Here is a 13,151-nt window from a genome sequence, read left to right on the forward strand (position 1 = left end):
GTGGTCCTGGAAAGCAAAGGTATCTTGGAACTGGTGGCAGAAATGAAAGGGGAAATCGGGGGAACCATAAAAGTTGGTATTATTCCTACCCTTGCCCCCAACCTATTGCCACTTTTTATAGGGAATTTTATTGAAAAATACCCAAATGTACTAGTAGAAGTTCAGGAGATGGTCACAGAGGAAATCCTTAGCAGGTTAAAAAATGATGAACTTGATTTGGGTTTAGTGGTAAGTCCACTACAAGAAGGTGGAATTGTTGAAAAACCTATTTTCTACGAGAAATTTTTTGTGTACCTGTCCAAAGAACATCCCCTTTTAAACCAAAAAGAAATTCCTGTAGGGGATCTTCCGGCAGAGGATTTGTGGGTGTTACAGCAAGGCCACTGTTTTCGGGACCAGGTTCTTAATCTTTGCGACAAAAATGTCTTTCAACGAAAAAATTTCCATTATGAAAGTGGCTCGATTGAGGGCCTTAAAAACATGGTGGACCGGTATACAGGAATTACATTACTTCCTGAACTTGCTACCGAAAACCTGTCCGATGAAGAAAAAACCAGACTCAGACCATTTGCAGGTGATCCTCCCGTGAGAGAGATCAGTCTGATAAGAACGCGTAACTTTTTAAAGCAAAGGTTGGTGAACTTGCTTTTTGAAGAAATCAAGGCTGCCATCCCTCCACACATGCAATCAAACAAGGATGGGCGACTTGTAAATTTTAAATTATAGCGCAAAATCCATTCAAATTGTATTAATTTTGTCGTTTAATTCAATCAATTCAGCGGTCATTCTAAGTGTTTTCTTTACCACTTTAAGAAACTAAATTACACGTATCGCAAAACGAAAAATATTCTGCACACTAGTTACCCTTATTGGGTATAAAACAAAATATAGCACCATGGAACTAAAAAAATACATTGAATCCAATTCCAAAAGATTTTTAGATGAGCTGTTGGATTTACTACGCATCCCCTCAGTTAGTGCTGATCCTGCTTATAAAAAAGAGGTTTTCACTGCTGCGGAATATGTCAAAAGCAGCCTGGAAGCGGCCGGCGTAGACCAAGCTGAAATCTGCAACACAGACGGTTACCCCATCGTTTATGGGGAAAAGATTATTGATCCTGCTGCACCTACAGTATTGGTATACGGACATTATGATGTGCAGCCTGCAGATCCTTTAGAATTGTGGGATTCTCCTCCTTTTGAACCTGTGATCAAGAAAACTGAGAGTCACCCCAATGGAGCTATTTTTGCCAGAGGATCAGCAGATGACAAGGGACAGTTTTACATGCATGTGAAAGCTTTTGAAGCCATGCTTACCAGTGGTCAGCTCAATTGTAACGTTAAGTTTATGATTGAGGGGGAGGAAGAAGTTGGCTCAGAAAACCTGGATGTTTTCGTGCGCAACAATCAAGAAAAGCTGAAAGCAGATGTGGTGTTAATTTCCGACACCTCTATGATTTCCCTGGAACATCCTTCAGTAACCGTTGGCTTGAAAGGCTTGGCATATATGGAAGTAGAAGTTACTGGGCCGAATAAGGACTTGCACAGTGGAACATTCGGTGGAGCGGTGGCCAATCCTATTAATATCCTTTGTAAGATGATCAGCTCTCTTCATGATGAAGACAATCGCATTACCATACCCGGCTTTTATGACAATGTTGAAGAGTACGATGAAGCATATCGCCAACAATTGAACAAAGCTCCTTTTGATGAAGCGGATTATAGGAAAAAATTAGACATTAAAGAAACCTATGGAGAAAAAGGCTACACTACCATAGAAAGGGTGGGCATCAGACCAACCTTAGATGTGAATGGGATTTGGGGTGGATACATAGGTGAAGGAGCCAAGACGGTGCTACCGTCAAAAGCCAATGCAAAGATCTCCATGCGTCTGGTTCCCAACCAGGACCATAAGGCCATAGCCAAGCTTTTTGAAGAACACTTTAAAAGCATTGCTCCTCCTGCAGTAAAGGTTAAGGTTGTGCCACATCATGGTGGACAAGCGGCAGTAATTCCTACAGATTCTATAGGTTATAAAGCGGCCGAAGCGGCCATAGATGAGGCTTTCGGGAAAAAAGCCATCCCAACAAGGGAAGGAGGATCTATACCTATCACTTCACTGTTTCAACAGGTTCTAGGCCTGGACCCAATATTGCTTGGTTTTGGACTGGATACAGATGGCATCCACTCTCCAAATGAGCATTATGGAGTTGACAATTATTTTAAAGGCATAGAAACCATTGCTTTGTTTTTTAAACATTATCACCGCCTTTCAAGTAAAGCTGAATAGATAGGAACAAAAGTAAAAGGTGATAAGGAACTAATCATTAACGTTTTTAATTACTATTGGATGTATCACCAAATAGGGTAAAAAAACGGTAATGAATTTCAATAAGTTAATTTTTATAACCTTAAGCTTCTTTTTCTTGAGCCTTGCATTAAGTGCTCAGGTAATTTCCCCTCCAAAATGGGAAATCCAACTGGACCAAAAAAATCCACAGGTAGGAGATGAGCTTGCCCTTATTTTTAAGGCCGCCATCCCTACCAATTGGTATATTTATTCCAATGAGTTTGACCCCAACCTTGGGCCTTTGCTAACTGAGGTAAAGCTGGAGGAGTCCAAGGGAATAGATCTGGTAGGAGGCTTGGAAGCCATTGGCTCCAAACAAAAATACGATGAGATTTGGGAAGGATACATCACCTATTTTGAAAAAGAAGGACTGTTCCACCAAAAGCTTATCATAACCGAAGAAAATGCAGTAATTAAAGGCACACTGGAATACCAAATGTGTTCTGACATTACCAATCAGTGCATCAATTACCAAGAGGATATCAATATTACTTTAGGTGATCCAACATCAAGTGAAGGACCTAGTGAAGTTACCCCTGAGGAAATCTCTTTAGAACAACCTAAAGAATCCTTGGTTGGGTTTATGCTCATTGCCTTTCTTGCAGGTCTGGCCGCACTATTGACCCCTTGTGTTTTTCCAATGATACCGATGACAGTTACCTTCTTTACAGGAAGAGGTAAAAACAAACTGGAAGGATATAGAAATGCCTTTATTTATGGCTTTTCGATTATTGCTATTTATACCATTGCCGGTACCTTACTTGCAGCCATTCAGGGTCCTGAATTTGCCAATTGGCTGTCAACCCATTGGCTTCCAAACGTATTCTTTTTCGGGGTATTTATTTTCTTTGCATTGGCCTTTTTAGGTTTGTTTGAGATCACTCTTCCCGCCGGATTTGTAAATAAGATGGATGCTCAAGCAGACAAAGGAGGCATGCTGGGTATTTTCTTTATGGCATTTACGCTCGTGCTGGTTTCTTTCTCCTGTACCGGCCCAATTGTAGGTTCAATCTTAATAAGTTCTGCCGGAGGTGCCTTGCTCAAACCCATTTTGGGCATGTTTGCCTTTTCCCTGGCTTTTGCATTGCCCTTTACCTTATTTGCTATTTTCCCCGGCTGGTTAAATTCTCTGCCAAAATCCGGAGGTTGGTTAAATTCAGTAAAAGTGGTTCTGGGCTTTTTAGAACTTGCCTTGGCCTTCAAATTCCTAAGTGTTGCCGATCAGGTTTACCATTGGGGCATTTTAGACAGAGACATCTATTTGGCCATCTGGATAGTAATTTTCACATTGCTGGGCTTGTACCTTCTTGGTAAATTACGGCTTCCGCATGACAGCCCTTTAGATTTTGTCAGTGTGCCGAGGTTAATGTTAGCCATCGCCACATTTGTTTTGGTGGTCTACATGATTCCGGGTATGTGGGGCGCACCACTTAAGGGCCTTAGTGGCTATTTACCTCCCCTTTCGTCCCATGATTTTGACCTGAGTCAAATCAGTCGCCAAAGCTCAGAAAACGAACTAGACGAAATTCCTAAGTACGCCGATTTCCTTCACTTCCCTCACGGCATCCAAGGTTATTTTGACTATGACCAAGCCTTGAGAGCAGCCAAAAGGCAAAACAAACCCTTGTTTATCGATTTTACCGGACACGGTTGTGTCAATTGCCGGGAAATGGAGGCAAGGGTATGGTCAGATTCCAGGGTGCTCAAACGTCTAAAAGAGGATTTTGTAATGGTAGCCCTGTACATTGACGAAAGATATACCTTGCCTGAAGAACAATGGTACACCTCTACCTATGACAATAAGGTCAAAAAAACCATTGGAAAGCAAAATGCAGATTTTCAAATTACACGCTTTAATAACAATGCCCAGCCTTATTACGTCATTTTGGATCATGAGGAAGAGTTGTTGATCAATCCCATCGCTTATGAAACGGATATCCAAAAATTCATAGACTTTCTGGATAAAGCAAGTAAGGAATTTAAGAATAGAAAAGCTTTAAATTAACGAGTTCTATATCTTTTTATGAACGATACTGAAGCCATCCAATTCCCGGATGGCTTTTTTATTGGAGGGCAATAGATAGAATCCCTAGGAGCCATATAAAATTGAAGGACAATTGAGGTAAACTATTTTCTATTTATTTATACCAAACATTGCTAGCCATCTAACTATTGGCCAACTTTGCGGGCCAAAAGTCATTCTAGTTAACAGTGAGGAAGATTAAGCAAGGTATTCAAAAGGTCAAATTGATCGCCTATAAGGAAACCAGCCACCAACCCATAGATAACCTTTGGTCATTTTGTGGCGCCTTTATAGGCATTGCTGCTATAGGTATGCTCCAACAATTGTTTTATCATTTTGAAAGAGAAGATCAATTGTTTTTAATCGGTGCATTTGGTGCTTCTTCTGTATTGCTATTCAGTGCCTCCAACAGTCCTTTGGCACAGCCCAGAAACACCTTATTTGGGGGTACCCTTTCTGCATTGGTTGGGGTTTTGACCTATAAGTTGTTTTATTTAGAGGAATTTATTTGGCTTTCTCCTGCATTGTCTGTTGCCTTGGCAATCTTGGTCATGCAGTATACCAAAACTTTGCACCCTCCCGGAGGAGCCATTGCCCTGATTGCCAATATTGGTTCTGAGGAAATAAAGGAAATGGGATTTCTATATGTGCTCAACCCTATTTTCAGCGGCCTGGTGGTTTTGCTTCTTGTCGCTTTATTGTTTAATAATATTTCTAAAAATAGAATATACCCCTATCGGGAAGTGAATATTAGAAAGCTCAGTTACTCTGAGAAACTCTTCAAATGGAAGATAAAGCGTCCCGGTTAAGTCCATACGATTGCAAAACATTACTTAGAATCTTAACAAGCAAGGGATAAACTTTAGGCCAACTCAAAATTATGCAGTCCTTGAAATCTATTGAAGACGGATAGTACAATAGGACACGTGCTACCTGTCCTAAGCCTTCTCAGGAAGGGTTGCAATCCCAGGAAAAAGCTTGTTTGAAGATTTAAGGTCTATGGCCTATTTCGGGTTAATTGGCCTGCCTATTCCTTATCTTTGTCTTCCTTTACATGGGCAAAGTTGAATTCTATTGGTATTTTCTAACAATAGCCCGTATTTTTGGTTAGCAAAACGGACAATTAAATAAATCATGAATAAGAGCAAATCCAAAACAGGCATTTTGTTGGTCAATTTGGGAACCCCTGATAGCCCAGAAACGGGAGATGTAAGGAAGTACCTCAGAGAGTTTTTGATGGATGGAAGGGTTTTGGATATCCCTTTTCTATCAAGGTGGATGCTGGTCAATTTTATTATTGCACCTTTCAGGTCTCCAAAATCTGCCAAAGAATACCGCAAACTATGGACAGAAAGAGGCTCCCCCTTATTATTCCATACTGAGGACTTAAGGGACAAGTTGGTTCCATTGCTTGATCAGGAAAAATACCAGGTTGAAATTGCCATGAGGTACCAAAGCCCAAGCATTGCCGATGGCTTGAAAGCCTTAAATAAAGCCAATGTAAAAGAAATTGTGGTTTTGCCTCTTTTCCCTCAATATGCCTCTGCCAGTAATGGTTCTGTCATAGACAAGGTAATGGAGCTTGCCAGAGAGTGGCAAATAATTCCAAGCATCCGCTTTATAAGTAATTTTGTGGAACATCCTTTGTTTCTTGAAGCCTGGGCTGAGTTGGGCAAAAAGCAAATGGCTGAGGGCGATTATGACCGTTACTTGTTTTCATATCATGGCCTGCCCGAAAGACAAATTTTAAAAGGTTCGGTAGACGGCTATTGCCAGCTGAATGGAAAATGCTGTGCAAGCTACCATAAGAAAAACAGGTATTGTTACCGTGCTCAAAGCTTCCACACCACCCGTTTGATTTCAGAAAAACTTCAACTACCAAAAGAGAAGGTGCTTACCTCTTTTCAATCCAGGCTTGGTAAAGACCCTTGGATCAAACCTTATACGGATGACCTTATCAAAGAAATGGCGGCAGATGGAGTAAAGAAGGTGATGGTCTTTTCTCCTGCCTTTGTGGCCGACTGTCTGGAAACCACTGTGGAGGTAGGAGAAGAATACAAAGATCTCTTTATCGAGCTAGGTGGTGAAAAATGGGACCTGGTTCCAAGTTTAAACTCAGAAGACACCTGGGTTCAATGTGTTAAGGAACTTGTCACCACAGAAAAATAATGCCCTTTGGCCTTGGAATGATTAAGACAATAATTCCAGGGCCATTTTTTTATAGGCATCAAGCTTTGGAATCGGAATCCCAGTTTCCTTGGCCCTTTCATCCCATTCCCTCATTTTCAAAATTAGCTTGTGCTCAGGATCTGCCTCAAATTCTCTGGCCTCCTCAGTCGTCATTACTCCCCCTTGAAAGTTTAAGGTTTGCTTACTTGCCTCAGACAATTTCTGAAAGTAAACGGGGTTTTTAAAAGTAAGGTACCTTTTGGCCTCCACATGACTTTCCACCAATCTGGCCACTTTTTCAGGAAAACCTAACTTTCGCAGGTAATCTGCACCAAGTTTTTCATGATCCATTACGCCATACCCATCCATCTGTTCCAACTCCTCTCTTTGGGAAAACAAATGTCCCAAATCGTGAAAGAATGCTGCTAAGATCACCTCATTCCCATAGCCCTCCTCCTCTGCCATTTGAGCGGCTTGGCTCATGTGTTCTATTTGAGAAACAGGCTCCCCAATATAATCTGCATTTCCATAGGATTCATACAGGGAAAAAACTTCATTGATTTTGCTTTCGGTGGAAGGATCTGTCATGGTCGTATTGTTTTATGCTGAAATTAAAAACATTCTTTTATTTCGACAATTTTGAATGAAAAAAAAATTAACCATTTGTAATACCCGCTTTTATTAGGTTACCGATATTTTTGATTATTTTAAGACATTGAAGTTATATAGGATACCATAAAATGCTTGAATCATGAATACCCCTATCAAGTTGGCTGTTTTTGATATGGCCGGAACCACAATTAATAACAATGCAGTGGTTCCCCAGCTATTATTGAAGGCATTTTCATCCAATGGTTTTGATCAACTTAACCTGGACTTGGTAGACGAAAAAACAGGTTATGCCATTCCTGAAGCAATCCGGCAAATACTCTCTGCTCATCCAACCTATTATAAAGAATATACTGAATCAAAGGCTGGTAAAATTTATGAAGTTTTCAAGCGTGAAATAAAACAGCATTATAAGGCCAATCCGGATATTTCCCAAATTGAAGATGCAATGGAGGTTTTTGAAGCCTTGCAGCAGCTGGGAATAAAAATAGGCCTCAATACCAATTTAGATAGGGATACAGCAAATCTCCTTTTAAAGGGCGTAGGCTGGGAAAACCATCCGCTTATAGACATAACAGTATGCAGTGATGAAGTGGCCCAAGGCCGTCCTTATCCGGACATGATTTTACAAATGATGGCAGCCTTAGGAATCGGCAGTCCCTCAGAAATAATAAAAATAGGCGATACCATAGTGGACATATTGGAAGGTCAACAATCCGGATGTATGATGAGTATTGGTATCACCAGCCCAAGGTACAATTATGATAGATTAATGCGTGCCCAACCTACCCATATTGTCAATGCGCTCTATGAAATCATACCACTTGTAACCCGTGTATTCACAAAAATTCCTGAAGAAAATAAATGATTCATTTCCCCTCACTTTCTAAAAGGTTATCTGTAGCAAACCCCATACTAATGAGCACCTTTGTGGCACTCATGGCATTTCTGACCTATAGCAGTATGTATGCTTTTCGAAAACCTTTTGCTGCAGCCACCTTTTCCGGTGAAGAATGGTGGGGAATAGATATGAAAGTATGGCTAATCCTAATGCAAACCTTTGGGTACATGGCCAGCAAGTTTTATGGAATCAAACTGATCTCTGAGTTGAGCGGCAAAAAAAGAGGGCTATTGATCCTATCATTGGTAGGCTTTGCCTGGTTATCTCTGCTGGGTTTCGCACTTCTTCCTGCGCCCTTTAACATCCTTTGCTTTCTATTAAACGGTTTTCCACTAGGCCTGATTTGGGGATTGGTTTTTCATTACCTGGAAGGCAGAAGATTTACGGAAATGATGGGCAGCATATTGGCCATCAGTTTTGTTTTTTCATCCGGTTTTGTAAAATCCATCGGCAGGTATTTATTGGTTGATTGGGCCATAGACCCTTACTGGATGCCATTTATCACGGGCGCTTTATTTATCCCATTCCTAATCATGGCAGTATTTTTCTTGGACCACACCCCTCCACCAAATGAGGGAGATGTGACCTTAAAGACCCAGCGAAAGTCCATGAATAAATCTGAACGGAAGGCATTCTTTCAGAAATTCAGTTTCGGCATTGTGCTACTTGTTTTGGTATACATGGCCCTGACAGCCTTTAGAGACATTAGAGATAATTTCGTGGTGGAAATATGGAAGGAGCTAAAAGTGGGACTGGCTCCGGAACTCCTTACCCAAACAGAAATCCCTATCACCCTGCTGCTTTTGTTAATGATGGGCTTGCTCGTATTGGTGAAGAACAACTTCAAGGCCCTATTTCTTTACCACCTGATCATAATTTCAGGTTTGATGCTCGCTGTAATATCAACCTTTCTGCTTCAAAACGGAATGATGAACCCCTTTTATTGGACCGTAGCTACTGGCACCGGTATTTATATGGCCTATATACCATTCAATTGTCTCTTATTCGACCGCTTATTGGCAGCTTTCAAATATGTTGGAAATGTTGGCTTCCTGATGTATTTGGTGGACAGCTTTGGCTATCTGGGATCTTGTGGCATCCTCATATTCAAACAGTTTGGAGACTGGGAGGCAATGAGTTGGTTTACCTTTTATTCAGAAGGACTGATGTTTGTAATGACATTTTGTGCCTTGGTCATGGTTGTCAATGGCTTTTACTTTTATAAAAAATTGAAGCAAAATGCATCCTTCGATCCGCTAGATTTGCCTATAGATAAGCCGGCGGTTCAAACTATTCCGATCAAAAAATAAATAAATCTCTATTTTTTGATGCTATTAATTCGTCTTTTAAACAAATACCAATAGCCAATCGGGAAAATAAGGGCCTTTAGCCGCCATTCATTTTTCTCATGGAAAGACAGCTTATCGGTTTTGCTTATCTGTCGATAAAAAAAACTGGCCATGACCAAATGACCCAATACCACAATCAACAATACACTATAAAATATCAGCTCATTCATTTTTTAAATCGGGGAAGAATTGGTGGAACATTTCTTTGGTAATCAACATAGACTTCACCATAAATTGCTATTAATTTTTTCTCCTCAAAATAAATTCCCGGAGGTAAATAAAGTAATAAAGCCAATAAATGAATCAATGAAGCCAAATTAGGAACATAAAGGAAATAACCTAAGAAAATTAAAATCAAGGCTAAATACAGTGGATGTCGAACATAACTGTACCAGCCATTCACAATCAGCTCATCCTTTTCTCTTAAGTCATCATGGGGAAGCCAGCCAATGAATCTGCCTGCGGAAATTTCTTTCATACTTTTGACGGCAATTATGGTACCTAGGGTAGCCAACATATAGCCGAAATAGGTGCTGCCATCTGAAGGCATAAAAACCCAATTCGGTTCTATACTTCCTGCATAAACAAACAGCCCTAAAAAAAAGATGGCAGCGAGCAGGCTATAGATTAGTCGGTACCATTTATATTGGGCACCCATCCAAAGCCTGAATTTTCTTTTTATATTGAGACTTGCCAGAAGGGTGTGGCTAGCATAAAACACAATCCATCCTACAGCTAAAGTTATATATTCCATAAAGTTTCGAATATCCATATTTTGACTGACTAATGAAAAATTTAAACCGATATATTGAACATACTGCTTTGCATCCAGGAGTGGATGAGCAAGCAATCCAAACTGTATTAGACCAAGCGAAAAAATATGCTTTCAGAGGCGTATGCATTCCTCCTTTTTGGGTAAAAAAAGCCAAAAGGGAGCTATCAACTTTTGATATACAATTGGTAACCGTAGTGGGTTTTCCGTTGGGTTATTCTATGACACAAACCAAAGTCTTTGAAACCAGGCAAGCCATCAAAGATGGGGCAGATGAATTGGATGTGGTATGGTCAATTACCGGATTTAAGTCCCGTATGAACTGGCCAAAGATTGAACTGGCCAAACTGGCCAATATTTGTCATGAGGAAGAGAAATTGCTCAAAGTAATCATCGAAACAGCCTTACTTCAAGAAGAAGAATTATTGGAAGCTTGCCATATTTGTACAGATGCAGGCGTGGATTTTGTCAAAACATCCACTGGATTTGCCGACAAAGGAGCTCAGATAGCAACCATCCAACGCATGAGAGAAATCCTACCTAGTCAAGTAGGAATCAAAGCAAGCGGAGGCATCAAAACGCTAGATCAAGCAGAGGCGATGATAGCTGCCGGCGCAGATAGAATTGGCACCAGCAGTGGCCACCTTATAATGGAGGCTTGGCAGGATAAAAATCCGTAACCATCCTTACCTGCTCTCTTTTTTCACTTGTTGCTTTATCTGCTGTAGGCTTATCTTCTACTTGATTAAAATAAATAAGGAAAAAGGGAATGATAAAAAAGGTAAGTAAAATATAAGCAAAACCTATGGTTTTATTAAGGGAAGTTTGTTTACCAAACTTTTTGGCCAGCCTAACAGGAATTTCCCTTAACCTAGGAAAAGGAAGAAAAATCAGGTTACCAACCAAGTTAAATAGCACATGCACGATGGCTACGCTTATGGCGGCTTCCGTTTTATACAAGGCAGCAATTACTGCTGTAATCGTGGTTCCTAGATTTGCACCCATAATAAATGGAAAAACCTTTCTTAAGGCAACTTTTCCTGTAGCAACAGCAGTAACAATTAGAGAAGTAGTCACTGTACTTGATTGAACAGCCGCTGTAAAAAAGGCTCCATAGGCAAAAGACCTAAAAGGGTAATTAAAAATATGTTTTTTGATTTTTTTGAAATTGGGAGTGATCAATGATTTGTAGGCAAGGGAAGAAAGGATTTTAATGGATCCAATCATCAGTAGAATACCTGCAACCAATGCCAACAATGGCCAGACTAAAAAAGAATAAAATTCATAACTTAGGGGTCTAAGGAAAAAGCCATTAAGCCCTATACCTTCCATACTGGCCTTTTCTTCCCACACAAACCAATGGGTAAGCCAAGCAGCCATATGACTAAGAACTCCAAAATACACCTCTAATGGAAGCAAAATAATAACCGTGATAATATTAAAGATATCATGTAATACGCCTGCAGACAGGGCTTTTCTAAAGGTTTTTCTTTTCAGCACGTAGCCAAAGGCAACCAAGGTACTGGTTAAGGTAGTACCGATATTGGCCCCCATGATTACCGGAACTGCCTGAGCAAGGCTAAGATTTCCGGAAGCCACCAATACTACAACCATGGCGGATATGGTGGAACTGGACTGGATCAAGGCAGTAGTAAGCAAGCCAATAAAAAGCCCTACAAAAGGATTACTTGTGGCGGTGAATAAGGCATTGGCAGCCTCATTGTTTAATTCAGTCAATGAAAAGGTCAAAAAATCAATGGAAAACATGAAAATCAGTAAGCCCACAATTATAGTGGCTACTGTAATCAGGTTTTTCATGAAAGAATTGGCTTCAAACGCTTGTGTCATTCAGTAGTGGCTGTAGATTTTGCAAAGAATATAATTGCAAAATACGGATAGAGTAAAGAGAATTACACGCTTTTTAAGTAAAACTTCTGTTAATATTGGAAAACAATAACTTAGCGTAAAATAATCTATTAAAAATACGTCTTCTAGCTCAATAGGAAATAAAATATTTATATTTTTGAAAAAATACTTTTCTTCAATTTCCTATACAGGGTTCAACTTTACCATAAATTAATTCGGGACTTAACAATTCGGTAACATAATCCTTAATATTTCTTGTTTAATTTGCACCCGTATTTCAAAGCCGACAACTGATTATGGCCAAACTTAAAGATCAAAACATTAACCAGGACGCACTATCAAAGGCGGCCTATTCCCTTTTTGATTTCACAAAAAAGGAAAAATCATTCCTTTTGATCATCTGCATTTTGGTATCCATTGCGGGAATCATCACTCCTTATACGTATGCTGCCATGTGGTTTGGATTTGCTTTGGCGGCTTATTCTGCAATTGCCAATGACAGTATCCAAACCATCGGAACATTTATAGCCTCCAATCAGAAACAGAAATGGTATTTCTTATGGTTGTTTATGGGTTTAATATTTGTTGGTACAGTCACTTTTAGCTGGTTTTACTATAATGGAGATGTAAGTTATCAACGTTTAAGGGTAGATGGTCTCGACAAAGCCCCTGAAAGTTTTGTGTTTCTTCAAATCGCAGCTCCCATTGTTTTATTGGTGATGACGCGTTTAAGAATGCCGGTTTCCACCACATTCCTTTTGCTTAACGTATTTACCTATAAGGCAGGCACCATTATAGGTGTGATGCAAAAAAGCTTTATTGGTTATTTCGTAGCCTTTTTCTTGGCCATTATGGTTTGGTATGTATTGGAAAAGTTTGTAAACAACTACCTAAAAGGAAAACCGGGCAAATTTTGGTATCCCTTACAATGGGTTACCTCCGGAAGTCTCTGGGCCGTATGGATCATGCAAGATGCAGCGAATATTGCCGTATTCCTCCCAAGAGAGTTAAATGCCTGGGAATTTTCTGCCTACACAGGTTTTGTGTTTTTAGGGCTGGGTGTGCTTTTTTATATGAAAGGAGACAAGATTCAAGGCATTGTCAATGAAAAA

13 protein-coding genes are annotated in these 13,151 nt (G+C 40.0%); 9 read left to right on the forward strand and 4 right to left on the reverse strand.

Features of this window, described 5'->3' with window-relative positions; translation table 11 throughout:
* From AAC037_RS07580 to hemH, 5 genes are all read left to right on the forward strand, one after another.
* On the forward strand, nt 1-726 hold a 726-nt coding region (locus tag AAC037_RS07580), incomplete at its 5' end, for a LysR substrate-binding domain-containing protein (protein WP_339902410.1).
* A 169-nt stretch (nt 727-895) separates the two neighbouring features.
* On the forward strand, nt 896-2,290 hold the full coding sequence (locus AAC037_RS07585) for a dipeptidase (RefSeq protein WP_339902411.1): 1,395 nt from the start codon (nt 896-898) through the stop codon (nt 2,288-2,290).
* 91 nt (nt 2,291-2,381) lie between these two features.
* Nucleotides 2,382-4,355, forward strand: a complete 1,974-nt coding sequence (locus AAC037_RS07590) for a cytochrome c biogenesis protein CcdA (protein ID WP_339902412.1) — start codon at nt 2,382-2,384, stop codon at nt 4,353-4,355.
* Nucleotides 4,356-4,561: 206 nt separating this feature from the next.
* On the forward strand, nt 4,562-5,182 hold the full coding sequence (locus tag AAC037_RS07595) for an HPP family protein (RefSeq protein WP_339902413.1): 621 nt from the start codon (nt 4,562-4,564) through the stop codon (nt 5,180-5,182).
* A 325-nt stretch (nt 5,183-5,507) separates the two neighbouring features.
* A complete protein-coding gene (hemH, locus tag AAC037_RS07600; protein ID WP_339902414.1) occupies nt 5,508-6,542 on the forward strand; it encodes a ferrochelatase in 1,035 nt (344 codons plus the stop codon).
* Nucleotides 6,543-6,563: 21 nt separating this feature from the next.
* Here the strand turns inward: hemH and AAC037_RS07605 are convergent, their stop codons facing one another.
* On the reverse strand, nt 6,564-7,130 hold the full coding sequence (locus tag AAC037_RS07605; RefSeq protein WP_339902415.1) for a phosphonate degradation HD-domain oxygenase: 567 nt from the start codon (nt 7,128-7,130) through the stop codon (nt 6,564-6,566).
* A gap of 163 nt (nt 7,131-7,293) precedes the next feature.
* Between AAC037_RS07605 and AAC037_RS07610 the strand changes: the two genes are divergently transcribed.
* Both AAC037_RS07610 and AAC037_RS07615 read left to right on the forward strand, forming a co-directional pair.
* Nucleotides 7,294-8,019 carry an HAD-IA family hydrolase gene (locus AAC037_RS07610; RefSeq protein WP_339902416.1) on the forward strand — a complete coding sequence of 242 codons (726 nt, stop codon included), beginning with the start codon at nt 7,294-7,296 and terminating at the stop codon, nt 8,017-8,019.
* Between the two features lie 50 nt (nt 8,020-8,069).
* A complete protein-coding gene (locus AAC037_RS07615; RefSeq protein WP_339902417.1) occupies nt 8,070-9,362 on the forward strand; it encodes a DUF5690 family protein in 1,293 nt (430 codons plus the stop codon).
* Nucleotides 9,363-9,370: 8 nt separating this feature from the next.
* Here the strand turns inward: AAC037_RS07615 and AAC037_RS07620 are convergent, their stop codons facing one another.
* Together AAC037_RS07620 and AAC037_RS07625 are read right to left on the reverse strand one after the other, a co-directional pair.
* Nucleotides 9,371-9,571: a hypothetical protein gene (locus AAC037_RS07620; RefSeq protein WP_339902418.1), complete on the reverse strand. Its 201-nt coding sequence runs from the start codon at nt 9,569-9,571 to the stop codon at nt 9,371-9,373.
* Complete coding sequence (locus AAC037_RS07625) at nt 9,568-10,155, reverse strand: isoprenylcysteine carboxylmethyltransferase family protein (RefSeq protein ID WP_339902419.1); 588 nt, start codon at nt 10,153-10,155, stop codon at nt 9,568-9,570. Before AAC037_RS07625 ends, AAC037_RS07620 begins: the two co-directional genes overlap by 4 nt.
* Before the next feature lie 32 nt (nt 10,156-10,187).
* Between AAC037_RS07625 and deoC the strand changes: the two genes are divergently transcribed.
* Nucleotides 10,188-10,853: a deoxyribose-phosphate aldolase gene (gene deoC / locus AAC037_RS07630; protein ID WP_339902420.1), complete on the forward strand. Its 666-nt coding sequence runs from the start codon at nt 10,188-10,190 to the stop codon at nt 10,851-10,853.
* Here the strand turns inward: deoC and AAC037_RS07635 are convergent.
* Nucleotides 10,819-12,021 (reverse strand): Na/Pi symporter, encoded by a 1,203-nt coding sequence (locus tag AAC037_RS07635; protein WP_339902421.1) that lies wholly within the window; start codon nt 12,019-12,021, stop codon nt 10,819-10,821. The two genes, deoC and AAC037_RS07635, sit on opposite strands and share 35 nt — an antisense overlap.
* A gap of 314 nt (nt 12,022-12,335) precedes the next feature.
* Between AAC037_RS07635 and AAC037_RS07640 the strand changes: the two genes are divergently transcribed.
* The coding region (locus AAC037_RS07640; protein WP_339902422.1) for a hypothetical protein at nt 12,336-13,151 on the forward strand (816 nt) is incomplete at its 3' end.

Source organism: uncultured Cyclobacterium sp. (assembly GCF_963976465.1).
In the GTDB taxonomy this organism is placed as follows: Bacteria; Bacteroidota; Bacteroidia; order Cytophagales; family Cyclobacteriaceae; genus Cyclobacterium.

What these genes read in the sequence shown, in the direction of transcription:
- AAC037_RS07610 (WP_339902416.1), top strand. Translation starts at nt 7,294, where the DNA reads ATGAATACCCCTATCAAGTTGGCTGTTTTTGATATGGCCGGAACCACA.
- AAC037_RS07615 (WP_339902417.1), top strand. Translation starts at nt 8,070, where the DNA reads ATGAGCACCTTTGTGGCACTCATGGCATTTCTGACCTATAGCAGTATG.
- AAC037_RS07625 (WP_339902419.1), bottom strand. Translation starts at nt 10,155, where the DNA reads ATGGAATATATAACTTTAGCTGTAGGATGGATTGTGTTTTATGCTAGC.
- AAC037_RS07590 (WP_339902412.1), top strand. Translation starts at nt 2,382, where the DNA reads ATGAATTTCAATAAGTTAATTTTTATAACCTTAAGCTTCTTTTTCTTG.
- AAC037_RS07620 (WP_339902418.1), bottom strand. Translation starts at nt 9,571, where the DNA reads ATGAATGAGCTGATATTTTATAGTGTATTGTTGATTGTGGTATTGGGT.
- deoC (WP_339902420.1), top strand. Translation starts at nt 10,188, where the DNA reads ATGAAAAATTTAAACCGATATATTGAACATACTGCTTTGCATCCAGGA.
- AAC037_RS07635 (WP_339902421.1), bottom strand. Translation starts at nt 12,021, where the DNA reads ATGACACAAGCGTTTGAAGCCAATTCTTTCATGAAAAACCTGATTACA.
- hemH (WP_339902414.1), top strand. Translation starts at nt 5,508, where the DNA reads ATGAATAAGAGCAAATCCAAAACAGGCATTTTGTTGGTCAATTTGGGA.
- AAC037_RS07605 (WP_339902415.1), bottom strand. Translation starts at nt 7,130, where the DNA reads ATGACAGATCCTTCCACCGAAAGCAAAATCAATGAAGTTTTTTCCCTG.
- AAC037_RS07585 (WP_339902411.1), top strand. Translation starts at nt 896, where the DNA reads ATGGAACTAAAAAAATACATTGAATCCAATTCCAAAAGATTTTTAGAT.